This is a genomic window from Streptomyces sp. NBC_01276, from assembly GCF_041435355.1.
In the GTDB taxonomy this organism is placed as follows: domain Bacteria; phylum Actinomycetota; class Actinomycetes; order Streptomycetales; family Streptomycetaceae; genus Streptomyces.
Window position 1 is genome coordinate 376,296 of record NZ_CP108444.1, and the last position, 23,787, is coordinate 400,082.

The following is a 23,787-nucleotide window of genomic DNA, read 5'->3' on the forward strand; positions in this document are numbered from 1 at the left end:
TCCGTCACAACTGCTCCTCGATGAAGGCAAAAAGTTCTTCGTCGTCGGCCGAATCCAGGCCGGTCCCGGCGGCTGCGGCGGGGACCGCCGCGAGGGGGGCCGGTGCGGTGGGCGGCCCGGCGGCGGCCGCCACCGAGGCGACGAGCCGGGTGAGCCGGCGGTGTACGGTCTCGTGGGCGATGTCGTCGGCCTCCAGGGCGGCGAGGGCGGCCTCCAGGGCGGCGAGCCCGGCGAGGGCCGCTTCGCCCGCGGCGGCGCTGCCGTTCCCGGTGGCGCGCAGTTCCCCGCCGAGGTGTTCGGCGACGGCCTGTGCGGTGGGGTGGTCGAAGACGAGGGTCGGCGACAGGCGCAGTCCGGTCGCGGCGGTGAGCCGGTTGCGGAGCTCGACGGCGGTCAGCGAGTCGAAGCCGGTCTCGCGCAGCGGCCGGGCCGGTTCGACGGCGCCGGGTCCGGCGAAGCCGAGGACCGCGGCGATCTCGCCCCGTACCAGGGTGAGCAGTTCCCGGTGCCGGGCGGCCGGGTCGAGCCCGGACAGGCGCAGGGCGAGCGCCCGTGCCGCCTCCTCGCCCGGGGCGAGCCCACCGGCCGCCGCGGCCTCCGCCGGGGCCCCGGGGGTTGCCGTCGTGGCGGCGCGGGGCGCGGGCGCCGCCGGGGGGACCAGGGCGCGGAGCAGGACGGGCACCGCGTCGGGTCCGTGCGCGGCCTGCTCGCGGCGCAGGGCCGCCGTGTCCAGGCGCAGGGGGACGAGGAGGGCCTCGTCGGCGGCCGCGGCGGGGGTGGCGAGGGCCCGGTCGAAGAGGGCGAGGCCCTGTTCGTTGCTCATGGGGGCGAGCCCGGAGCGCCTCATGCGCCGCAGGTCGGTGTCGGAGAGGTGCCCGGTCATCCCGGTGGCCTCCCCCCACAGGCCCCACGCGAGGGAGACCGCGGGCAGCCCGGCGGCCCTGCGGTGCTGGGCGAGGGCGTCGACGAAGGTGTTCGCGGCGGCGTAGTTGGCCTGTCCGGGACGGCCGAGGAGGCCGGCGGCGCCGGAGAACAGGACGAACGCCGACAGCGGCAGGTGGGCGGTCAGCTCGTGCAGGTGCAGTGCGGCGTCGGCCTTGGGCCGCAGTACGGTGGCCAGCCGGCCGGCGTCGAGGGCGGTGAGCGCCCCGTCGTCGAGGACGCCCGCCGCGTGCACGACGCCGGTCAGCGGGTGGGCCGCCGGGACGCGCGAGAGCAGTGCTTCCAGTTCGGAGCGGTGACCCGTGTCGCAGGCGGCGATCTCGACGCGTGCTCCCAGCGCGGTCAGTTCCCGCTCCAGCTCGGCGGCTCCGTCGGCGGCGGGTCCACTGCGGCTGACGAGCAGCAGGCCCCGTACTCCGTGGGCGGTGACGAGGTGCCGGGCGAGGAGCCGCCCGAGCGTGCCGGTCCCGCCGGTGACCAGGACGGTCCCTTCCGGGTCGAACCCGGCCGGGGCCGTCCCGGGGGCGTCGTCCTCGGGACGGCGCGCCAGGACGGGGGTGAGCGGCTCGCCGTCGCGGAGACCGAACTGCGGTGCGCCGGTGGCGAGGGCCTCGACGAGGGCCGCCGCCGAGGCCGGGGTTCCGTCGGTGTCGGCGAGGACGAAGCGGCTGGGGTGCTCGCTCTGCGCGGAGCGTACGAGGCCCCACAGCCCGGCGGCCGGCAGTCCGGGCAGCGCCTCCCCGGGCCGGGTGGCCACGGCCCGCCGGGTCAGCACGACCAACCGGGCCGCGCCGAGCCGTTCGTCCTGGCCGAGCCACTCGCGCAGCAGGGCCAGGCACCGCGCGGTGGTCTCGTGCACGGCGTCCGGGGCCGGGGCCCGGCCGGGCGTCGGCCCCGCGTCCGTGTCCGGGTCCGCGTCCGGGTCCGCGTCCGCGTCCGGGAAGGACACGACGACGGCGTCGGGCACGGGGGCACCCGCCTCGACGGCGGCGAACAGCGCGGCCAGGTCCGGATGGACGTCGACGGGTACGCCGGCCGCCCCGGAGCCGAGGCCGGTTCCGTCGGTTCCGACCACGGCCAGCCGGTGGACCGGGTTGCGCCGTCCGGTCCCGGCCGGCACGGGGTGCGCGGCGGGCGCGGGGCCCTGCCAGGCGATCCGGTAGAGCGGCGGCACGTCGTCGGCCGCCCCGAGGAGCGCGGCGAGGCGTTCGCGCGGGACGGGCCGCATGACAAGGGCGTCGAGGGTCAGGACGGGCGCCCCGACGGTGTCGACGGCCTCCAGTGAGACGGCGCCGTCCGCCGTGCGGGCGAGACGGACCCGCAGGGCGTCGGCCCCGGTCGCGTGCAGGGTGGCCCCCTGCCAGGCGAACGGCAGCAGCACCGCGTCGTCGGGCACGTCGAGGAGTCCGCCCGCGAGCCACGGCTGGAGCGCCGCGTCGAGGAGCGCCGGGTGGACCCCGTAGAGCCCGGCGGTGCTCCGCGCGGAGGCGGGGAGGCGGATCTCGGCGAACACCTCTCCGGGGCGGCGCCAGGCGGCGGTGATCCCGGCGAAGACGTCGCCGTACTCGTAGCCGAGGTCGGCGAAGCGGGCGTAGACCTCGTCCGGTTCGACCGGTTCGGTTCCGGGCGGCGGCCAGGCCGCCCCGCCGGCGCCCGCCCAGTCGGCCGGTGCCGGGACCCGCGGCGCGGCCGGGGCGGGGGCGAGGACTCCGGAGGCGTGACGGGTCCAGGGGGCGCCGTCGGCCTCGGTGCGGGAGTGCAGGTTCACCGCACGGCGTCCGCTCCCGTCGGCGGCCCCCACCCGTACCTGGACCTGGACGGCTCCGCGTCCGGGGAGCACGAGCGGTGCCTCAAGGCCGAGTTCCTCCAGCCCGGCGCTGCCCGTCGCGGCGGCGGCATGCAGGACGAGCTCGACGAAGGCGGTGCCGGGCAGCAGGGTCCGGCCGGAGACGGCGTGATCGGCGATCCACGGGTGGTCGACGAGCGAGATCCGCCCGGCGAACAGCACCTCTCCCGTCTCGGCGAGGGGCAGGGCGCCGCCCAGCAGAGGGTGGCTCTCCCACTCCATGCCGAACCGCGCGGCCGCGGCGTCGCCGACTCCGGCGGGGGAGGTGGGGGCCCAGTAGTGGGTGTGCTGGAAGGCGTAGGTGGGCAGCTCGACGCGGCGGGCACCGGTGCCCTCGAAGAGCTGCGCCCAGTCGATGTCGGTGCCGCGCACGAAGAGCTCGGCGGCACACGTCAGGAAGCGTTCCAGGCCGCCTTCGTCACGGCGCAGGGAACCGGTCGCCAGGACGTCGACACCGGCGGCGTCGGCCGCCTCCTGGATCCCGATGGTGAGGACGGGGTGCGCGCTGGACTCGACGAAGGTGGCGAAGCCGTCTTCCAGGAGGACCTTGACGGTCTCCTCGAAACGGACGGGGTGACGCAGGTTGCGATACCAGTACCCGGCATCGAGCACGGTCTCCGTCAGGAGGCCGCCGGTCACGGTCGAATAGAACGGGATCTCCGCCCTACGCGGCACAATCGGGCCGAGAACATCCAGCAGCTCCGCCTCGATCCGCTCCACATGCGCAGAATGCGAGGCGTAATCGACGGGCACCTGACGGGCCCGGATCCCCTCCCCCACCGCCTCCGCGACGAACACGGCCACCGCATCCGCATCCCCGGCGACAACCGTGCTCGACGGCCCGTTCACCGCAGCCACACCCAGCCGGCCCGCCCACACCCCAAGCCGCGCCTCAACAACCTCCAACGGCAACGGAATCGACGCCATACCCCCCAGACCCGCCAACTCACGCCCGATCACCTGAGCCCGCAACGCAACCACCCGCGCCGCATCCGCAAGGGACAACGCCCCCGACACGACAGCAGCTGCGATCTCACCCTGCGAATGCCCGACCACCGCATCCGGCACCACACCCAGCGAACGCCACACCTCGGCGAGCGAAACCATCACCGCCCACGTCACGGGCTGGACCACATCCACCCGCTCCAGCGAACGCCCCTCCCGCAACACCTCCACCACATCGAAATCCACGAACGGCGCCAGAGCATCAGCACACTCCCGCAACCGCCCCGCGAAAACGGGCGAGGAATCCAACAACCCCGCACCCATCCCCACCCACTGCGTCCCCTGACCCGGAAACACCAACACCCGACGACCGAACGACCCCGCCACACCCTCGACGGTCGTACCGCCGAGGACCACCCGGCGGTGTTCGAACCTCGCGCGTGCCGACGCCAGGGTGTAGCCGACGTCCAGCGGACGCGGCGCGGGCTCCCGTTCCATGTGGGTGCGCAGGCGTTCCACCTGGTCACGCAGGCCCGCCGCCGACCGACCCGTCACCACCACGGGGACCACCGGCAGCTCCCGGGAGTCCGCTTCCGCGGCGGGCTCCGTCAGCGGGGCCTGCTCCAGGATCACGTGCGCGTTCGTCCCGCTCACGCCGAAGGCCGAGACGCCGGCCCGGCGCGGACGGTCGTCGCGCTCCGGCCAGTCCCGCGCCTGCGTGAGCAGCTCGACGGCACCCGTCTCCCAGTCGACCCGCGAGGACGGCGCGTCCACGTGCAGGGTCCTGGGGAGCTTCCCGTGCCGCAGGGCCATCACCATCTTGATGACGCCGCCCACACCGGCCGCGGCCTGCGGGTGTCCGATGTTCGACTTCAGCGACCCGAGCCACAAAGGCTGACCAGCCGGACGCTGACCGTACGTGGCCAGCAGCGCCTGCGCCTCGATCGGGTCACCCAGCCGCGTGCCCGTCCCGTGCGCCTCGACCACGTCCACGTCGGCCATGCCCAGGCGGGCGTTGGCCAGCGCCTGTGTGATGACGCGTTCCTGCGAGGGGCCGTTGGGGGCGGTGAGGCCGTTGCTGGCACCGTCCTGGTTGACCGCGTCGCCTCGGATGACGGCGAGCACGGGGTGCCCGTTGCGCACGGCGTCGGAGAGCCGTTCGACGAGGACCATGCCCGCGCCCTCGCCCCAGCTGGTGCCGTCCGCGGCGTCGGCGAAGGCCTTGCTGCGGCCGTCGGCGGCGAGGCCGCGCTGGCGCGAGAACTCCACGAACAGACCGGGTGCGGCCATGACGGTGACGCCGCCCGCGAGGGCGAGGTCGCAGGTGCCGGACCGCAGGGCCTGCGCGGCGAGGTGCAGCGCCACCAGCGATGAGGAACAGGCCGTGTCGACCGAGACCGAGGGCCCCTCCAGACCGAGGGCGTAGGAGATGCGGCCGGAGACGACGCTCGCGGACTTGCCGGTGAGGAGGTGTCCCTCGTGCTCCTCGGACGCCTCGTGCAGGCGGGAGGCGTACTCCTGGTGCGTGAGGCCCGCGTAGACGCCGGTACGGGTGCCGCGCAGCGACTGCGGATCGATGCCGGCGCGTTCGAGGGCTTCCCAGGAGGTCTCCAGCAGCAGCCGCTGCTGGGGGTCCATGACGAGGGCCTCGCGGGGCGAGATCCCGAAGAAGTCGGCGTCGAACCCGGCGGCCCCGTGCAGGAATCCGCCTTCGCGGACGTACGTCGTCCCGCGGCGGCCGGCCTCGGGGTCCGGCTCGTAGATCTCGTCGAGGTTCCAGCCCCGGTCCACGGGGGCGGCGCCGATCACGTCGCGTTCCGCCATGAGGAGGTCCCACAGCGCCTCGGGGCTGTCGGCGTCGCCGGGGAACCGGCAGGCCATGCCGACGATGACGACGGGGTCGTCGTGGTCGGGGCCCGCGGCACCGGCCGGAGCGGCGGCGGGGGCCGGGGCCACGGCCGCGTCGCCCAGGAGCCGGCCGCGCAGGTACGCGGCGAGCGCGGCCGGGCTGGGCCGGTCGAACACCACGGTGGCGGGGAGGGTCAGCCCGGTGACCCGGCCCAGCCGGTTGCGCAGTTCGAGCGCGGTGAGCGAGTCGAACCCGGCGTCCTTGAACGCCCGGTCGGGGCGGATCGCGTCGGTGCCGGTGTGGCGCAGGACGGCCGCGGCTTCGGTACGGACCAGTTCGGTGAGCGTCCGGGTCCGTTCGGTTTCCGTCAGTGCCGTGAGCCGCGCGGCCAGTACGTCGGCGGGTGAGCCGGCGGACGCGTCGTCCCGGCCCGTGGCGACGGATCCGCCTGCCCGCCGACCCTCGGCTTCGAGGGCCTGCCGGGCTTCGGGGAGGGTGTCGAAGAGGGGGCCGGGGCGGGCGGCCGCCCGGCGGGGGGCGAAGTCCGCCCATGCGACGTCGACGACGGTGACGCAGACGTCGGCGTGGTCCAGCGCCCGGTGCAGGGCCTCCACGCCGTCCTGCGGGTCGATGGCCCTGATGCCGCCGCGGGTCAGGTTCGCCTCGCCGGTTCCCTCGGCCATGCCTCCGCCGCCCCACAGGCCCCAGGCCACGGAGGTCGCGGGCAGGCCGTCGGCGCGGCGCCGTTCGGCGAGGACGTCGAGCGAGGCGTTGGCGGCGGCGTAGGCGGCCTGGCCGCCGTTGCCCCAGGTACCGGTGACGGAGGAGAACAGGACGAAGGCGTCCAGCTCCAGACCGCGGGAGCGGGTGAGTTCGTCCAGGTGACGTGCCGCATCGGCCTTGGGGGCGGCGATCTCGGCGAACCGGCCGGCGTCGAGCCTGGCGATCACGCCGTCGTTGAGGACGCCGGCGGTGTGGAAGACGGCCGTCGGGGGGTGGGCGTCGAGGAGGGCGGCGAGCGCGCTCCGGTCGGAGACGTCGCAGGCGGCGAGGGTCACCTCGGCGCCGAGGGCGCGCAGTTCGGCGGCCAGGTCCTCGGCGCCCGGGGCCCCGGCGCCCCGGCGGCTGGTCAGGACGAGATGCCCGGCGCCCTGCGCGGCGAGCCAGCGCGCGACGTGCGCCCCGAGCGCGCCGGTCCCCCCGGTCACCAGGACCGTGCCGCGGGCACGCCAGCGGGTGCCGTCGGCCGTCCCGGCGGGCAGGACGGCCCGGCTGACCCGGCGCCCGTAGGAGCCGGAGGCACGGACGGCGATCTGGTCCTCGGCGCCGGGGTGCCCGCCCTGGGCGAGGGCGGCGGCGACGCGGTCGAAGGCACGCGCGTCGGGCTCGGCGGGCAGGTCGACGACGCCGCCCCACAGCGCGGGCAGTTCGAGGGCGGCCACCCGGGCGAAGGCCCACACCTGGGCTCCGATGTCGGTCGGCAGCTCCCGGGGCGCGGCGGCGACGGCCTCGCTGGTCAGCGCCCAGACCCGGGTGACGACCGGGCTCCGCTCGGCGTCCCCGGCGGCCTGGACGAGGCTCAGCGTCGCGCGCAGGGCATCGGGACCCGGCACGAGGGAGAGCAGGGAGAGGATCCCGGCCGGGGCGGTGTGCCCGGCCAGGGCGGCGGCCAGCCCGGCGCGGGTGGCGCCGGCGGCGTCGACGGTGACCCGTTCGACGCGGGCGCCGTGCCGTACGAGGGCCGCCTCCGCCCCGTCGGCGAGTCCGGCCGCCGGGGCGTCGTCCGAGGGGACCAGCAGCAGCCAGGTCCCGTCGAGGCGTACGGGCGTACCACCACCGCGCAGGCTCTGCCAGCCGGTCCGGTACCGCAGGGTGTCCACGCCCGACGCTTCTACGGGACGGGCCGGGGCGGGGGGTGCGGGCAGCCAGTGGTGGGTGCGCTGGAAGGCGTAGGTGGGCAGCTCGACGCGGCGGGCGCCGGTGCCTTCGAAGAGCCGGGCCCAGTCGATGTCGGTGCCGCGCACGAAGAGCTCGGCGGCACACGTCAGGAAGCGTTCCAGGCCGCCTTCGTCACGGCGGAGCGAGCCGGTGGTGACCACCTCGGCACCGACCGCCTCGGCCGTCTCCTGGACGCCCATGGTGAGGACGGGGTGCGCACTGGACTCGACGAACGTCCCGAATCCCTTGGCGATCAGCTTGCGCACCGTGTCCTCGAAGCGGACGGGATGGCGCAGGTTGCGGTACCAGTACCCGGCATCGAGCACGGTCTCCGTCAGGAGGCCGCCGGTCACGGTCGAATAGAACGGGATCTCCGCCCTGCGCGGCACAATCGGGCCGAGAACATCCAGCAGCTCCGCCTCGATCCGCTCCACATGCGCAGAGTGCGAGGCGTAGTCGACGGGCACCTGACGGGCCCGGATCCCCTCCTCCACCGCCTCCGCGACGAACGCGGCCACCGCGTCGGCATCCCCGGCGACGACCGTGCTCGACGGCCCGTTCACCGCAGCCACACCCAGCCGGCCCGCCCACACCCCAAGCCGCGCCTCAACCGCTTCCAGCGGCAACGGAATCGACGCCATGCCGCCCAGACCGGCCAGCTCACGGCCGATCACCTGAGCCCGCAACGCAACCACCCGCGCCGCATCCGCAAGGGACAACGCCCCCGACACGGCCGCTGCAGCGATCTCACCCTGCGAATGCCCGACCACGGCATCCGGCACCACACCCAGCGAACGCCACACCTCGGCGAGCGAAACCATCACCGCCCACGTCACGGGCTGGACCACATCCACCCGCTCCAGCGAACGCCCCTCCCGCAACACCTCCACCACATCGAAATCCACGAACGGCGCCAGAGCATCAGCACACTCCCGCAACCGCCCCGCGAAAACGGGCGAGGAACCGAGCAGCTCCGCACCCATCCCCACCCACTGCGTCCCCTGACCCGGAAACACCAACACCCGACGACCGAACGGCCCCGCCACACCCTCGACCGTGACCGGACCAACAGCCACCTGCCGGTGTTCCAGCATCGAACGGCCCGTGGCCAGCGCGTATCCGAGGTCAAGTGCACGCAGCCGCGCCCCTTCGCCCTCGACATGACTGCGCAGGCGTTCGGCCTGGGCCTGGAGGGCGGTTTCGGAGCGGGCGGTCAGCACCAGCGGAACGACGGGAAGCTCACGCGCCGCCTCCACCGCCTCCTCCACCCGGGCCGGGGCCTGCTCCAGGATCACGTGCGCGTTCGTCCCGCTCACACCGAAGGACGACACCCCCGCACGCCGCACCCGACCCACCTCAGGCCACACACGCTCCTCGGCCAGCAGCTCGACCGCACCCGCCTCCCAGTCCACCTGGGAAGACGGCACACCCACATGCAACGTCCTCGGAAGCCGCCCGTGCTCCAGCGCCATCACCATCTTGATGACACCACCCACACCCGCAGCCGCCTGCGCATGCCCGATGTTCGACTTCAACGACCCCAACCACAAAGGCTGACCAGCCGGACGCTGACCGTACGTCGCCAGCAACGCCTGCGCCTCGATCGGATCACCCAAACGCGTACCCGTACCGTGCGCCTCCACCACATCCACATCAGCAACCCCGAGCCCCGCACTCTCCAACGCCGCCCGGATCACCCGCTGCTGCGACGGACCGTTCGGCGCCGTCAGACCATTGCTCGCACCGTCCTGGTTCACCGCCGAACCACGCACCACCGCCAGCACCCGATGACCCCGCGCCACCGCGTCCGACAGCCGCTCCACCAGCAGCATCCCCACACCCTCGGCCCAGCCCGTACCGTCCGCCGCGTCCGAGAACGCCTTGCACCGGCCGTCCACCGCCAGCCCCCGCTGCTGCGAGAACTCCACGAAGAGACCTGGTGCAGCCATGACGGAGGCGCCGCCCGCGAGGGCGACATCGCACTCACCACTGCGCAGGGACTGGACGGCGAGGTGCAGCGCCACCAACGACGAGGAACAGGCCGTGTCGACGGTCACCGCCGGGCCCTCCAGCCCCAGGGCGTACGAGACGCGGCCGGACAGGACGCTGGCCGTGTTGCCGGTCAGGAGGTAGCCCTCGTAGCCCTGCGCGGGTTCGTACAGCCGGGGCCCGTACTCCTGCGACATGGCGCCGACGAAGACGCCCGTGCGCGATCCCCGCAACGACGAAGCCGGCACACCCGCCCGCTCCAACGCCTCCCACGACGTCTCCAGCAACAACCGCTGCTGCGGATCCATCGCCACCGCCTCACGCGGCGAAATACCGAAGAAGTCCGCATCGAACTCCCCCGCCTCATGCAGGAAACCCCCCTCCCGCACATACGAACGACCAGGAACACCAGGCTCCGGATCAAACAGCCCCTCCACGTCCCACCCACGGTCCACCGGGAAACCGGACACCGCGTCCACACCCGAGGACACCAGATCCCACAACCCCTCCGGAGAACTCACCCCACCCGGAAAACGGCACGCCATCCCCACGATCGCGATCGGCTCGTCGGCCGAAAGGGGTTCGACGGGGGCTTGCCGGGGCGGCTCCGCGGCGGATGCCGAGGGGGCGTGCTCCCGGAGCGTCTCTACGGCCGCGTCCCGGATCAGGCGAGCGACGGCGAGCGGGGTGGGGGCGTCGTAGATGAGGGTCGTGGGGAGGCGCAGGCCGGTCGCGGCGCGCAGCCGGTTGCGCAGCTCGATGCCGTTGATCGACTCGAACCCCTGCTCCTTGAAGGTCTTCTCGGCCGCGATCGCCGCGGCGGAGATGTGGCCGAGGACCGTGGCCGCGTGGACACGTACCAGGTCCAGTACGTGGTCGAGCTGCTCGTTCTCGGAGCGGCCCCGCAGTTCGCGGCTGAGCAGGGTCTCGGTGGCCGTGTCGGCCGAGGACCGCGCCGGGCCGTCGGCCGCTTCGGAGCCCAGCCAGTGGTGGGTGCGCTGGAAGGCGTACGTGGGCAGGTCGACGCGGCGAGCACCGGTGCCCTCGAAGAGCCGGGCCCAGTCGATGTCGGTGCCGCGCACGAAGAGCTCGGCGGCACACGTCAGGAAGCGTTCCAGGCCGCCTTCGTCACGGCGCAGGGAACCGGTCGCCAGGACGTCGACACCGGCGGCGTCGGCCGCCTCCTGGATCCCGATGGTGAGGACGGGGTGCGCGCTGGACTCGACGAAGGTGGCGAAGCCGTCTTCCAGGAGGACCTTGACGGTCTCCTCGAAACGGACGGGGTGACGCAGGTTGCGATACCAGTACCCGGCATCGAGCACGGTCTCCGTCAGGAGGCCGCCGGTCACGGTCGAGTAGAACGGGATCTCCGCCCTACGCGGCACAATCGGGCCGAGAACGTCCAGCAGCTCGGCCTCGATCCGCTCCACATGCGCAGAGTGCGAGGCGTAATCGACGGGCACCTGACGGGCCCGGATCCCCTCCTCCACCGCCTCCGCGACGAACACAGCCACCGCATCCGCATCCCCGGCGACAACCGTGCTCGACGGCCCGTTCACCGCAGCCACACCCAGCCGGCCCGCCCACACCCCAAGCCGCGCCTCAACCGCTTCCAGCGGCAACGGAATCGACGCCATACCCCCCAGACCCGCCAACTCACGCCCGATCACCTGAGCCCGCAACGCAACCACCCGCGCCGCATCCGCAAGGGACAACGCCCCCGACACGACAGCAGCGGCGATCTCACCCTGCGAATGCCCGACCACCGCATCCGGCACCACACCCAGCGAACGCCACACCTCGGCGAGCGAAACCATCACCGCCCACGTCACGGGCTGGACCACATCCACCCGCTCCAGCGAACGCCCCTCCCGCAACACCTCCACCACATCGAAATCCACGAACGGCGCCAGAGCATCAGCACACTCCCGCAACCGCCCCGCGAACACCGGGGAAGAGTCGAGCAGCTCCGCACCCATCCCCACCCACTGCGTCCCCTGACCCGGAAACACCAACACCCGACGACCGAACGACCCCGCCACACCGTGTACGGCGGAGCGCTCCAGGCGGGTGAGCAGTTCGTCGCGGTCGCCGGCCAGGACGACGGCACGGTGGCCGAAGACGGTACGGGCGTCGGCGAGGGTCCAGGCGACGTCGAGGAGGTCGAGCTCCGGGCCGTGTTCGACACGGGCGCTGAGCTGGGCGGCCTGGTCGCGGAGGCCTTCGGCGGTCCGGCCGGAGACGACGACGGGCACGACGGGCAGCGCGGCCCGTCGGTCCTCGGCCGCGTCCTCGGCCGCGTCCTCAGCCGGGACCCCAGCCGGGGCCTCAGCAGCAACCTCAGCCGGGGCCTCTTCGAGGACGAGGTGGGCGTTGGTGCCGCCCATGCCGAAGGACGACACGCCCGCCAGCCGTCGCTGCCCGAACGGCTCGGTCCACGGCTCCGGGGCGGTCGGGACGCGCAGGTTCAACGCGTCCAGCGGGATGTCGGGGTGGGGCGTCTCGTGGTTCAGGGTGGCCGGGATCTCCCCTTCGCGGACGGTGAGGACTGCCTTGAGGAAGCCGACGAGGCCGGCGGCACCTTCGAGGTGGCCGACGTTCGTCTTCGCCGAGCCGACGGCCAGCGGGGTGTCGGCGCCCGTGGCGGCGCGGGCCGTGCCGAGGACGGCGCCGAGCGCCGCGGCCTCGACGGGGTCGCCCGCGCGGGTTCCGGTGCCGTGGAGTTCGACGAAGCGGACCCGTCCGGGCCGTACGCCCGCCCGGTCGTAGGCCTCGCGGAGCACCGCTTCCTGGGCGGCCCGGTCGGGAGTGGTCAGGCTCGGGCCACCGCCGTCGTTGTTGACGGCACCTCCCTTGACGACGCAGTGCACGCGGTCGCCGTCGGCGAGGGCCCGGTGCAGGGGCTTGAGCACGACGGCGACGCCGCCCTCACCGCGGACGTAGCCGTTGGCACGGGCGTCGAAGGTGTGGCAGCGGCCGTCGGGGGAGAGGGCCCCCATCAGGTCCATGACGGTGGTGCTGTCGTCGGCCAGGATCAGGTTGACCCCGCCGACGACGGCGAGGTCGCTCTCACCGCGCCGCAGGCTCTCGCATGCGAGGTGGACGGCGACGAGGGAGGAGGACTGGGCGGTGTCCACGGCCATGCTGGGGCCGCGCAGTCCGAGGAGGTAGGAGAGCCGGTTGGCGGCCATGGCGCGCTGGCGGCCCGCGGCGCTGTAACCGCCCGCGTCGCCGGTGCGGCGCGCGGCGAGGGTGGCGTAGTCGTCGGAGGCGATGCCGACGTACACGCCGGTGCGGGTGCCGCGGAGCCGGCCGGGGACGATACCGGCGTGTTCGAGGGCCTCCCAGCCGAGTTCCAGGACCAGGCGCTGCTGGGGGTCGGTGGCGGCGGCCTGGGCGGCCGTCATCCCGAAGAATTCGGCGTCGAATGCGCCATGGTCCTCCAGGGCGGCGCGCCAGGTTCCGTCGTCCTGCCGGGAAACGGAATTCCGGCCGTTCCGAAGGAGCTCCCAGAATTCTTCGTGATTCGCCGCTCCGGGCAGTCGGCAGGCCAGTCCCACGACGGCTATGTCGTTGTCACCCACGTGCTGCTCACCGGTCTCGGGGTTCATCGGTTCTCCATGGCCAGGGATGAACTGCGCCTTCCCCTGGAGGGGAATGCGCATGAAGTCGAAAGGGGCCGCGGTGGTGTTCCGCGGGAGCCGCGCGCGGGAAGGGGGGCGCGGGTGCCGGATGCCGGCCGGGTCACCAGGTGACGGGCAGTTCCACGAGTCCGCGGACGAGCATGCCCTCGTGCCAGGCGAGGTCCGGGGCCGGGACGGCGAGGCGCAGTCCGGGGAGGCGGGAGGTGAGGGCTTCGAGCGCGCACTGGAGTTCGGCGCGGGCGAGGGGGGCGCCGAGGCAGTAGTGGGGGCCCTGTCCGAAGGCGATGTGGGGGTTCGCGGCGCGGTCCAGGAGGAGTGCGTCGGCGTCCTCGAAGACGGTCTCGTCGCGGTTGGCGGAGGCGAGGGAGTAGATGACGGCCTCGCCGGCGCGGATGGTGACGCCGCCGATCTCGATGTCCTCGGTGGCGATCCGGGTGGGTCCGACGCTGGACCACAGGGGAACCACGCGCAGGAGTTCCTCGACGGCGGTGGGGACGAGGTCGGGGCGGGCGCAGAGTTCCTCGTAGCGGGTGCGGTCGGCGAGGAGGAGCGCCACGTGGCCGGCGAGCTGTCCGGCGGTGGTCTCGTGGCCGCCGATGAGCATGCCGCCGGTGAGCATGAGGAGTTCGTCCTCGCTGAGCGCCTCGCCCTCGTCGTGGGCTTCGATGAGGGCGCTGAGCAGGTCGTCCTCGGGGTGGGCGCGGCGCAGTGCGACGTAGCCGCGCAGGTAGTCGGCGTACTCCTCGGCGGCCGCGGCGACCTGTTCCTCGGTGTAGCGGCTCGCGGACATCAGGGCCTCGGTGAAGGCGCGGAAGACGTGCCGGTCCTCGTGGGGGATGCCGAGCATCTCGCAGATGACGGCGGTGGGCAGCGGCAGGGCCAGGCCCTGGACGAGGTCGGCGGGGCCGCCGGCGGCCACGAGTTCGTCGATGAGCCGGTGGGTGATCTCGGTGATGCGGGGGCCCAGGGCCGCGACCCGGCGGGCGGTGAAGGCGCGGGAGACGAGCCGGCGCAGGCGGGCGTGGGTCTCGGGGGGCATGCCCATGAGGCCGACGGAGTCCAGGGTGCGGGGTGCGGCGCGGGGGACGTCGCGGTCGGCTCCGGCGTGCATGCTCAGGCGGGGGTCGGCGGAGGCCTTCTTGATGTCGGCGTGGCGGGTGAGGAGCCAGGCGTCGCCGCCGTAGGGCATGCGGACGCGCACGACGGGATCGGCCGACCGCAGGGCGGCGTAGGCCGGGTCGAGTTCGAGGTCGACGCGGTCGCCGAAGGGGTACGTCCGGATGGTCCCGGCGGCGGCGTGAGGGCAGGTCATGGCTGGATCTCCTCTGTACGCGGGCCCTGTCAGCCAACAGCAGCGCACGGCGGACACACCGCCGACAGTAAGAGGACTATGTCAACTCACTCCGAATTGGGCCGGAAATTCAAGCCCGAATTGAGTCGCGTTCAATGTCGTTTTGAGGAGACTCCGGAAGGGTCACGCGACGGCGAAGAGCGATCTCACACTATGTCAAGTCCGCACTTGCGCCAGCACTGTCGACCCCCGTAATTTCCGTGAGGTCGACCAGCAGGCCACAGCCCAGGCCCCACGCATTCTGTTTCGGTGCAAGATTCGAAAGGCTGCTCCCGATGGCGCATATCGCCTTCTTTATCCTCCCCGCGGCGGGTCATGTGAATCCGACGCTGTCGGTGGCGCGGGAGCTCGTCGCGCGCGGTCACCGGGTCACGTACGCGCTCTCCGAGAACTACGGCGAGCGGGTGCTGGCGTCGGGGGCGGAGTTCCTGTCGTACCCGATGGACCAGGACCGGTTCCTGGCGACGATGGTGCCGCAGCAGGACTCGGCGTCGTACACGGACCAGCAGGAGTTCCTGAACATGATGAAGTGGATGCTGGAGCTCACCCAGCAGACGCTTCCCTCGTTCGAGGAGCACTTCGCGGACGACCGGCCCGACGTGTTCGTGTGCGACCCGTCGTCCTTCTGGAGCGGCCACATCCTGGCGGCGAAGTGGGGCATCCCGGTCATCCGCAGTACGCCGACGTACGTGGCGAACGAGCACTGGTCGCTGCACCCGCCGGTGGACACCGCCGAGGAGCAGCAGGAGGACCCCGAGACGGGCGAGCTGTTCGCGGTGGTCGCTGGGCTGCTGGCGGAACACGGCGTGGAGAAGGGCATCGGCGAGTTCGCGGACGACGTGCACTCGGGGCCGGCGCTGGTGTACCTGCCGCGGGCGTTCCAGTACGCCGGGGAGACCTTCGGCGAGGAGGTCCACTTCGTCGGTCCGTGCACGGGCGCGAACAGCTTCCACGGTGACTGGGAGGCCCCGCGGACGGGCCGGCCGCTGGCGCTGATCACGCTGGGCACCCTGTACAACCGCCAGCCCGAGTTCTTCCGGGCGTGTGCGCTGGCCTTCGCGGACCTGGACTGGGACGTGGAGATGGCCCACGCGGGCGGTGTGCCCGACGGCGCTCTGGACCCGGTGCCGGAGAACGTCCGGGTGCACACGTTCGTGCCGCAGGGCGAGGTGCTCCGGCACGCGGCCCTGATGATCAACCACGGCGGTACGAGCACCGTGCTCCAGGCCGTCTCCGAGGGCGTGCCGGTGATCTCGGTCCCGCAGATGGCGGAGCTGCACGCGACCGCGACGCGCGTCGAGCAGCTGGGCGTCGGCGCGAAGCTGCTGCGCAAAGACGTCTCGCCCGAGCGGATCCGCGAGACGGTCCTCGCCGTGGCGGGAGACCCGGACGTGCGGGACTCCGTGGCGCGGCTGCGCCGGGAGATCGAGTCCGCGGGCGGCCCGGTGGCCGCGGCCGACGCGATCGAGCGGTTGCTGGCACCCGTTCCCGCGGACGCCTGACCCGGCACCGCCCCTCCCCTCCTCCCTCTCCCCTTCTCCCCTCCTCCCTCTCCCCTTCTCCCCTTCTCCCTTCCCCTCCCCTGCTGAACCCGAGCTGAGGAAGCCGACATGACGACACAGACCACCGAGGCAGCCGAGGCGGCCGAGGCCATCGCGGCGGAAGAGGCCCCGCACCCGCTGGCACAGCCCGAGGCCGCCGACGCACAGCAGCTGCTGGACTGGTTCGCGCGGGCCCGCGCCGAGGCGCCCGTCTTCTACGACTCGACGCGCTTCGCCTGGCAGGTCTTCTCGTACGAGGACTACAACACCGTCTCGACGAACCCCCTCGTCTTCTCCTCCGACTTCTCGCCGGTCTTCCCGGTGCCCGAGGAGCTGGCGCTGCTGATGGGTCCCGGTACCTTCGGCGGCATCGACCCGCCCAAGCACGGCCCGCTGCGCCGTCTGGTCGGCCAGGCCTTCACCCCGCGCCGGATGGCGGCCCTGGAGCCGCGGATCGCGGAGATCACCCGGGAACTGCTCGACGGGCTCGGGGACCGTACCGACATCGACGTGGTCACGGACCTCGCCTACCCGCTGCCGGTCACGGTGATCGCCGAGCTGCTCGGGGTGCCGGCCGAGGACCAGGACCTGTTCCGCGAGTGGGTCGACGTCATCCTCAACAACGAGGGCATGGAGTACCCGAACCTCCCGGACGACTTCGCCGAGACGATGGGCCCCGCCATCAAGGAGTGGGCCGCGTACCTGTACGCGAAGATCGCCGAGAAGCGCGCGGTGCCGACGGACGACCTGATGAGCGGGCTCATCGAGTCCGAGGTCGAGGGCCGCCGGCTCACCGACGAGGAGATCGTCAACATCGTGGCGCTGCTGCTGACGGCGGGCCACATCTCCAGCGCCACGCTGCTGAGCAACCTGTTCATCGTGCTGGACCGCCACCCCGGGGCGCAGGCGGCGCTGCGCGCCGACCGTTCGCTGATCCCCGCCGCCGTCGAGGAGACGCTGCGCTTCCGCGGCCCGTTCAACAACATCTTCCGGCTGGTGACGCAGGACACCGACCTGCTGGGCGTGCCGATGAAGGCCGGCCAGATGGTGACGGCGTGGAGCGCGTCCGCCAACCGGGACCCGGCGCAGTTCCCGGACCCGGACACCTTCGACGTGCACCGGAGCTCCAACAAGCACATGGCGTTCGGCCACGGCATCCACCACTGCCTGGGGGCGTTCCTGGCGCGGATCGAGGCGAAGGTCTTCCTGAACCTGGCCTTCGACGCGTTCGCCTCGTTCTCGGTCGACCACGACAAGGCGGAGTTCTACGAGGCCGACCAGCTGACCCCGCGTCATCTGCCGGTCTCCGTCGTCCGCGGCTGAGACGTCCGCGGCGCGTTCGGAGCGGGTCAACGAGGGAGCGGAAGCGCATGGCGGTGGGCACCACCACAGAAACGAAGGTGGGCAGGATCAAACCCTGCGCCTTCATCGACTTGGAGCAGCACAACGACGAGCGCGGCAAGCTGTCGGTCGTCGAGTCCGGGGCGACGACCGGCTTCCCGATCAGACGGGTCTACTACCTGCACGACGCGGACGCCGGGGCCTCCCGGGGCAGCCACGCCCACCGGGAGCTGGAGCAGCTGGTCATCGCGGTCCACGGCAGTTTCACGATCACCGTGGACGACGGGTTCGGGCAGGCGTCGTACGTCCTGGACGACCCCGGCCGGGGCCTGTACATCGGGCCGATGGTGTGGCGGCAGCTGAGCGGCTTCTCCGAGGGCGCGGTCTGTGTCGTCCTGGCCTCGCTGCACTACGACGAGTCGGACTACCACCGCGACTACGAGGCCTTCCTGGCCGATGCGAGGAGGTGGCCGTGACGGCGCCGGCCGTGACGCGCGGGATCCGCGTGCCCTTCCACGACCTGCGGGACCTGCACGCCCTGGACGGGCTCCAGGAGGAACTCGACGCGGCGGTGCTGCGGGTGACACGCAGCGGCCGCTACCTGCTCGGGCCCGAACTGGAGGCGTTCGAGGAGGAGTTCGCCCGCTACTGCGAGAACGGTCACTGCGTCGGCGTCGGCAGCGGGCTGGACGCCCTGGAGCTGACGCTGCGGGCGCTCGGGATCGGCGAGGGCGACGAGGTGATCGTCCCCGGGCACACCTTCGTCGCGACCTGGCTCGCGGTGTCGGCGACGGGCGCGCGCCCCGTCCCGGTGGAGCCGGAGCCCGGCTCCTGTCTGATCGATCCCGACCGGATCGCGGCGGCGATCACCGACCGCACCCGGGCGGTCATGCCGGTGCACACCTACGGGCACCCCGTGGACCTCGACGCCGTGGAGGCCGTCACGGCCCCCCGGGGCATCGCGGTGGTGGAGGACGCGGCCCAGGCGCACGGGGCCCGCTACCGGGGCCGGCGGATCGGCTCCCGGTACGCGGCGGCGTTCAGCTTCTACCCGGGCAAGAACCTGGGCGCGCTGGGCGACGGCGGCGCGGTGGTCACCTCCGACGCCGCCCTGGCGGAGCGGATCCGGCTGCTGCGCAACTACGGAGCCCGGGAGAAGTACCGCCACGAGGTCCGCGGCACCAACTCGCGGCTCGACGAACTCCAGGCGGCGGCGCTGCGGGTGAAGCTGCCGCGGCTGGACGCCTGGAACGCCCGCCGCCGGGAGATCGCCGCGCGCTACGGCGAGGGCCTCGCCGGCCTGCCGGGCCTGACCGTGCCGTCCGTCGCCCCGTGGGCGGAGCCGGTCTGGCACCAGTACGTACTGCGGACGCCGCGCCGGGAGGAGCTGCGCACCGCGCTGACGGACGCGGGGGTGGAGAACCTGGTCCACTACCCGGTCGCCGTGCACCGGTCCGATGCCTACGCGGGCACCGGAACCGGCCCGCTGCCCCACTCCGAGCGTCTGGCCGCCGAGGTGCTGAGCCTGCCCATGGGGCCGCAGCTGACCGCGAAGGACGTAGAGACCGTCATCACGGCGGTCCGTGACGCCACGGAGAGCAGCCATGATTGAGGTTCCCACCCTTCCGACCGTGTCGGCGCTCGCCGCCCACGGGGCCCGCCGCCCGCTCAAGGGCATCATCCTCGCGGGCGGCAGCGGCACCCGGCTGCGGCCGCTGACGGGGGCACTGTCCAAGCAGCTCCTCCCGGTGTACGACAAGCCGATGATCTACTACCCGCTGGCGGTGCTGATGCTCGCCGGCATCCGGGACATCCAGATCATCTCGGCCGCGAACCACCTGGAGATGTTCCGGGCCCTGCTCGGCGACGGCTCGCAGCTCGGCATCGACCTTCGCTACGCGGAGCAGGAGGAGCCGCGGGGCATCGCGGAGGCCTTCCTGATCGGCGAGGAGCACATCGGCGACAGTCCGGTGGCGCTGATCCTCGGCGACAACGTCTTCCACGGCCCCGGCTTCTCCTCGGTGATCAACCAGGCGGCGATGCGCCTGGACGGCTGCGAGCTGTTCGGCTACCCCGTGCAGGACCCCCAGCGCTACGGCGTGGGCGAACTGGACTCCGACGGGCGGCTGGTGTCGCTGGTGGAGAAGCCCGACCGGCCGCGCTCCAACCTGGCCGTGACCGGTCTGTACCTGTACGACAACGACGTGGTGGAGATCGCCCGCGGGCTGCGTCCCTCGGCGCGCGGAGAGCTGGAGATCACCGACGTCAACCGGGTCTACCTGGCCCAGGGCCGGGCCCGGCTGAACGAGCTGGGCCGCGGCTTCGCCTGGCTGGACATGGGCACGCACGACTCGCTGCTCCAGGCCGGCCAGTACGTCCAGCTGCTGGAGCAGCGCCAGGGCGAACGGATCGCCTGCGTGGAGGAGATCGCCCTGCGGATGGGGTTCATCGGCCACGAGCAGTGCTTCGCGCTCGGCCGCGAACTCGGCGATTCGAGCTACGGCAACTACGTGCGCCAGCTCGCGGGCCGGGCCGCGGCGAGCACCGCGGCCGACTCCCCCGCCGCCTGAGCGCCCCCGCCCCGCCCCCGCCCGCTCCCCTCCTCACGAAAGGTCCTTCGAGATGCGCGTCCTGGTGACCGGAGGTGCGGGCTTCATCGGCTCACACTTCGTCAGAGAGCTGCTGGCCGGGGCCTACCCGGACCTGGGCGAGGGCGAGGTGGTGGTGCTGGACGCCCTCACCTACGCCGGGAACCTCGCCAACCTCGACCCGGTGAGCGAAGACCCCCGGCTGGAGTTCGTCCACGGGGACATCTGCGACCGGGAGCTGGTCGCCGAGCTGATGGCGGACACGGACCTGGTGGTGCACTTCGCCGCCGAGTCGCACGTGGACCGGTCGATCGCCGACGCCTCCGAGTTCGTGCGCACCAACGTGCTGGGCACGGCCACGCTGCTCCAGGCGGCCGTCGCGGCGGGCACCGGCCGGTTCGTACACGTCTCCACCGACGAGGTCTACGGGTCCATCGAGACGGGCTCCTGGCCCGAGGACCACCCCCTCGTGCCCAACTCGCCCTACGCCGCCTCCAAGGCCTCCTCCGACCTGCTGGCCCTGGCCTTCCACCGCACCCACGGGCTGGAGGTGTGCGTGACGCGCTGCTCCAACAACTACGGGCCGTACCAGTTCCCGGAGAAGGTCATCCCGCTGTTCACCACCAACCTGGTCGACGGCCTCGACGTCCCGCTGTACGGGGACGGCGGCAACAGCCGCGACTGGCTGCACGTGGACGACCACTGCCGGGGCATCGCCCTCGTCGCCGTCAAGGGGCGGCCGGGCGAGGTGTACAACATCGGCGGCGGCACCGAGCTGACCAACCTGGAGCTGACGGACCGGCTGCTGGAGCTGTGCGGGCGCGACGCGGGCGCCCTGCGCCGGGTCGCGGACCGGGCCGGGCACGACCGCCGCTACTCGGTGGACATCGACAAGATCTCCTCCGAGCTCGGCTACGCGCCCCGGGTGCCCTTCGACCGGGGTCTGGCCGAGACGGTCGCCTGGTACCGGGAGCACCGCGCCTGGTGGGAGCCCCTGAAGGCGGGCCACGTTGCGCATCGATGAGACGGAGCTGTCCGGCACGTTCCGGATCGTGCCCGAACGCTTCGAGGACGAACGCGGCCACTTCTGGGAGGCCGCCCGGCACAGCCGGCTGACCGAGGAGACGGGCCTGCCGTTCACCGTCCGCCAGGTCAACAACTCGGTGTCGCGCCGGGGCACGCTGCGCGGGGTGCACTGCAACGACGTGCCCGGTGACGCCGGCAAGCTCGTGACCTGCGTACGCGGCTCGATCCTCGACTTCATGGTGGACCTGCGCACCGGCTCCCCCACCTTCGGCCGGCACGTCATGACCCGGCTCGACGCCCGCGACGGCATCGCCCTGTACATGCCGGGCAGCATCGGGCACGCCTTCCTCGCGCTGGAGGACGACACCTGCGTGAACTACCTGCTCGCCGCCGAGTACGTGCCGGGGGCGATGGTCGACGTCGACGCGCTGGACCCCGAACTGGCCCTGCCCTGGGGCCTGACCGGGCCCCCGGTCCGCTCCCCCAAGGACGCGGCCGCGCCCTCCCTGGCCGAGGTCGTGGCCTCCGGCCGGCTGCCCCGCCACACACCCCACGAGGAGCTGATCCGCCCGTGACCCCGCCCACCGCCACCCGCACCCCGGCCGTCGTCCGCGACGCCTGGCTGCGCCGCTACCGCCCGCTCGACGCCGCGGTCGTGCGGCTGGTGTGCTTCCCGCACGCCGGGGGCTCGGCCAGCTCCTACCTGGGTCTGGCCACCGCGCTCGCGCCCGCCGGGGTCGAGGTGCTCGCCGTCCAGTACCCGGGCCGCCAGGACCGCCGCTCGGAACCCTGCGCCACCAGCGTCGAGGAACTCGTCGAGGGGCTGCTGCCCGAGCTGCGGCAGTGGACCGGGGAACCGTTCGCGCTGTTCGGGCACAGCCTGGGCGCCACCCTCGCCTACGAGACGGCCCGGCGGCTGGCCGACCTCGGCGAGCGGCCCGTCCACCTGTTCCTGTCGGGCCGCCGGTCCCCGACCGTGCCCCGCCGCGACACCGCCCACCTGCTGGACGACCGGGGGCTGATCGACCTGATCGCCCGGCTCCAGGGCACCGAACCGGCGCTGCTCCAGGACGAGGAGATGATGCGCATGGTGCTGCCCGCGATCCGCGGCGACTACCGGGCGGCCGGCGCGTACGTGCACCGCCCGGGACCGCCGCTACGGGTGCCGGTGACGGTGCTGACCGGCGACCGGGACCCCAACGTCTCCGTCGACGACGCGCTGCGCTGGTCGCAGGTGGTGGACGGGCCGTTCGGGCTGTGCGTGCTGCCCGGCGGGCACTTCTTCCTCACCGAGCGTGCCGAGGACGTCCGCAGCATCGTCGAGGGGGCGCTGGACCGTGCGCACTGAGACCCCGCCCAGGGCGGCCGCCGACCGGGCGGACACCGCACGCCGCCTGCTGCTGTCGGCGCGTACGCCCGACAGCGCGGTCATGCCCGTGCACCGGGTCGCCCCGTGGCTGGCCGAACGGACCCGGGCCGGCGACTTCCGGGTCACCCGGGTGCCGTTCGCCGAGCTGCGGGGCTGGTCGTTCGAGGAGGGGACCGGCAACCTGCGGCACGAGTCGGGCCGGTTCTTCTCCGTGGAGGGCCTGCACGTGCACGCCGACGGCCTGCCCGTGCGCGGCTGGAAGCAGCCGATCATCGTCCAGCCCGAGATCGGCCTGCTGGGCATCGTGGCCCGGGAGATCGACGGCGTGCTGCACTTCCTGATGCAGGCCAAGATGGAGCCGGGCAACGTGAACACGCTGCAGCTCTCCCCGACCGTGCAGGCCACCCGCAGCAACTTCACCGGCGTGCACCGCGGCCGCGGCATCCCCCACCTCGACCTCTTCCTGGAACGCGGCCGGGCCCGCGTGCTGGTGGACGCCCTCCAGTCCGAGCAGGCCGACTGGTTCCTCGGCAAACGCAACCGCAACATGGTCGTCGAGATCGACGAGGACATCGAGACCGGCCCGGAGTTCCGCTGGCTGACCTACGGCCAGTTGCTGCGGCTGCTGCGCCTGGACAACGTCGTCAACATGGACAGCCGCTCCATCCTCGCCTGCCTGCCGACCTCCGGCGCCGGTCCCGAGGGGGCCGCCGCCGGCCCGGTGCTGCGCTCCTTCCACGATCCGTCGGCGCCCTCCGTACTGCGCACCCCGGAGATCCTCAGCTGGCTCACCGGGATCCGCGCCCAGCGGGAGCTGGTCCAGCGCCGGGTGCCGCTGGCCGAGGTGGCCGAGGACGGCTGGGTGCGTACCGCCGACGAGATCGGCCACGCGGGCGGACGCCGCTTCCGCGTCGTGGGCGCGGACATCTCCGCGAGCAACCGGGAGGTCGCCGCCTGGACGCAGCCCCTGATCCAGCCACAGGTCCCGGGGCTGATGGCGCTGGTCGTCAAACCGATCCGGGGGACCCTGCACGCCCTGGTGCAGGCGCGGGTCGACGTCGGCCACCTCGCCGTCGCCGAGCTGGCGCCCACCGTGCACTGCCGGCCCGCCGACCACACCGGGCCCGGACGCGCCCCGTTCCCGCCCTTCCTCGCCGACGTACTGGCCGCCCCGGACACGCGGATCCGCTACGACGCGGTGCAGTCCGAGGAGGGCGGCCGCTTCCTCCGCGCGGAGAACCGGTACACGATCGTCGAGGTCGGCGAGGAGTTCTCCGAGGACGTCCCCGAAGACTTCGCCTGGCTGACGTTCTCGCAGCTCACCGAGTTGCTGGCGTACGGGAACCACCTCGACGTCGAACTGCGCACCCTCGTGGTGTGCGCGCACACCCTGTACTGAACCTCCCCGAGGACGGACC

General features: G+C 73.0%; 11 protein-coding genes. 9 read left to right on the forward strand and 2 right to left on the reverse strand.

The features are described 5' to 3' along the window. Window positions 1-4: 4 nt before the first annotated feature. Window positions 5-13,120, reverse strand: a complete 13,116-nt coding sequence (locus OG295_RS41140) for a type I polyketide synthase (RefSeq protein ID WP_331733492.1) — start codon at window positions 13,118-13,120, stop codon at window positions 5-7. Between the two features lie 133 nt (window positions 13,121-13,253). Then, complete coding sequence (locus tag OG295_RS41145) at window positions 13,254-14,465, reverse strand: cytochrome P450 (RefSeq protein ID WP_331733496.1); 1,212 nt, start codon at window positions 14,463-14,465, stop codon at window positions 13,254-13,256. Between the two features lie 314 nt (window positions 14,466-14,779). Here OG295_RS41145 and OG295_RS41150 point away from each other — a divergent pair, with 314 nt between their 5' ends. From OG295_RS41150 to OG295_RS41190, 9 genes are all read left to right on the forward strand, one after another. Further along, window positions 14,780-16,006: a macrolide family glycosyltransferase gene (locus OG295_RS41150; RefSeq protein WP_331733499.1), complete on the forward strand. Its 1,227-nt coding sequence runs from the start codon at window positions 14,780-14,782 to the stop codon at window positions 16,004-16,006. A gap of 108 nt (window positions 16,007-16,114) precedes the next feature. Next, window positions 16,115-17,368 (forward strand): cytochrome P450, encoded by a 1,254-nt coding sequence (locus OG295_RS41155; RefSeq protein WP_331733502.1) that lies wholly within the window; start codon window positions 16,115-16,117, stop codon window positions 17,366-17,368. A 47-nt stretch (window positions 17,369-17,415) separates the two neighbouring features. After that, a complete protein-coding gene (locus OG295_RS41160; protein WP_266845205.1) occupies window positions 17,416-17,862 on the forward strand; it encodes an FdtA/QdtA family cupin domain-containing protein in 447 nt (148 codons plus the stop codon). 23 nt (window positions 17,863-17,885) lie between these two features. Further along, window positions 17,886-18,998, forward strand: a complete 1,113-nt coding sequence (locus OG295_RS41165; RefSeq protein ID WP_331733704.1) for a DegT/DnrJ/EryC1/StrS family aminotransferase — start codon at window positions 17,886-17,888, stop codon at window positions 18,996-18,998. Continuing rightward, window positions 18,991-19,956 carry a glucose-1-phosphate thymidylyltransferase RfbA gene (gene rfbA, locus OG295_RS41170; protein ID WP_331733507.1) on the forward strand — a complete coding sequence of 322 codons (966 nt, stop codon included), beginning with the start codon at window positions 18,991-18,993 and terminating at the stop codon, window positions 19,954-19,956. Before OG295_RS41165 ends, rfbA begins: the two co-directional genes overlap by 8 nt. Before the next feature lie 52 nt (window positions 19,957-20,008). After that, complete coding sequence (gene rfbB, locus OG295_RS41175; RefSeq protein WP_331733510.1) at window positions 20,009-20,998, forward strand: dTDP-glucose 4,6-dehydratase; 990 nt, start codon at window positions 20,009-20,011, stop codon at window positions 20,996-20,998. Beyond that, the gene (locus OG295_RS41180) at window positions 20,985-21,575 is read left to right on the forward strand and encodes a dTDP-4-dehydrorhamnose 3,5-epimerase (RefSeq protein WP_331733513.1); all 591 of its coding nucleotides are present in this window, start codon (window positions 20,985-20,987) and stop codon (window positions 21,573-21,575) included. The genes rfbB and OG295_RS41180 overlap by 14 nt, the downstream gene beginning before the upstream one ends. Next, the gene (locus OG295_RS41185; protein WP_331733515.1) at window positions 21,572-22,348 is read left to right on the forward strand and encodes an alpha/beta fold hydrolase; all 777 of its coding nucleotides are present in this window, start codon (window positions 21,572-21,574) and stop codon (window positions 22,346-22,348) included. Before OG295_RS41180 ends, OG295_RS41185 begins: the two co-directional genes overlap by 4 nt. A gap of 82 nt (window positions 22,349-22,430) precedes the next feature. Further along, window positions 22,431-23,768 (forward strand): NDP-hexose 2,3-dehydratase family protein, encoded by a 1,338-nt coding sequence (locus tag OG295_RS41190; RefSeq protein ID WP_371681565.1) that lies wholly within the window; start codon window positions 22,431-22,433, stop codon window positions 23,766-23,768. Window positions 23,769-23,787 lie beyond the last annotated feature (19 nt).

What these genes read in the sequence shown, in the direction of transcription:
- rfbA (WP_331733507.1), top strand. Translation starts at nt 18,991, where the DNA reads ATGATTGAGGTTCCCACCCTTCCGACCGTGTCGGCGCTCGCCGCCCAC.
- OG295_RS41150 (WP_331733499.1), top strand. Translation starts at nt 14,780, where the DNA reads ATGGCGCATATCGCCTTCTTTATCCTCCCCGCGGCGGGTCATGTGAAT.
- OG295_RS41145 (WP_331733496.1), bottom strand. Translation starts at nt 14,465, where the DNA reads ATGACCTGCCCTCACGCCGCCGCCGGGACCATCCGGACGTACCCCTTC.
- OG295_RS41140 (WP_331733492.1), bottom strand. Translation starts at nt 13,120, where the DNA reads ATGAACCCCGAGACCGGTGAGCAGCACGTGGGTGACAACGACATAGCC.
- OG295_RS41160 (WP_266845205.1), top strand. Translation starts at nt 17,416, where the DNA reads ATGGCGGTGGGCACCACCACAGAAACGAAGGTGGGCAGGATCAAACCC.
- OG295_RS41190 (WP_371681565.1), top strand. Translation starts at nt 22,431, where the DNA reads ATGCCCGTGCACCGGGTCGCCCCGTGGCTGGCCGAACGGACCCGGGCC.
- rfbB (WP_331733510.1), top strand. Translation starts at nt 20,009, where the DNA reads ATGCGCGTCCTGGTGACCGGAGGTGCGGGCTTCATCGGCTCACACTTC.
- OG295_RS41155 (WP_331733502.1), top strand. Translation starts at nt 16,115, where the DNA reads ATGACGACACAGACCACCGAGGCAGCCGAGGCGGCCGAGGCCATCGCG.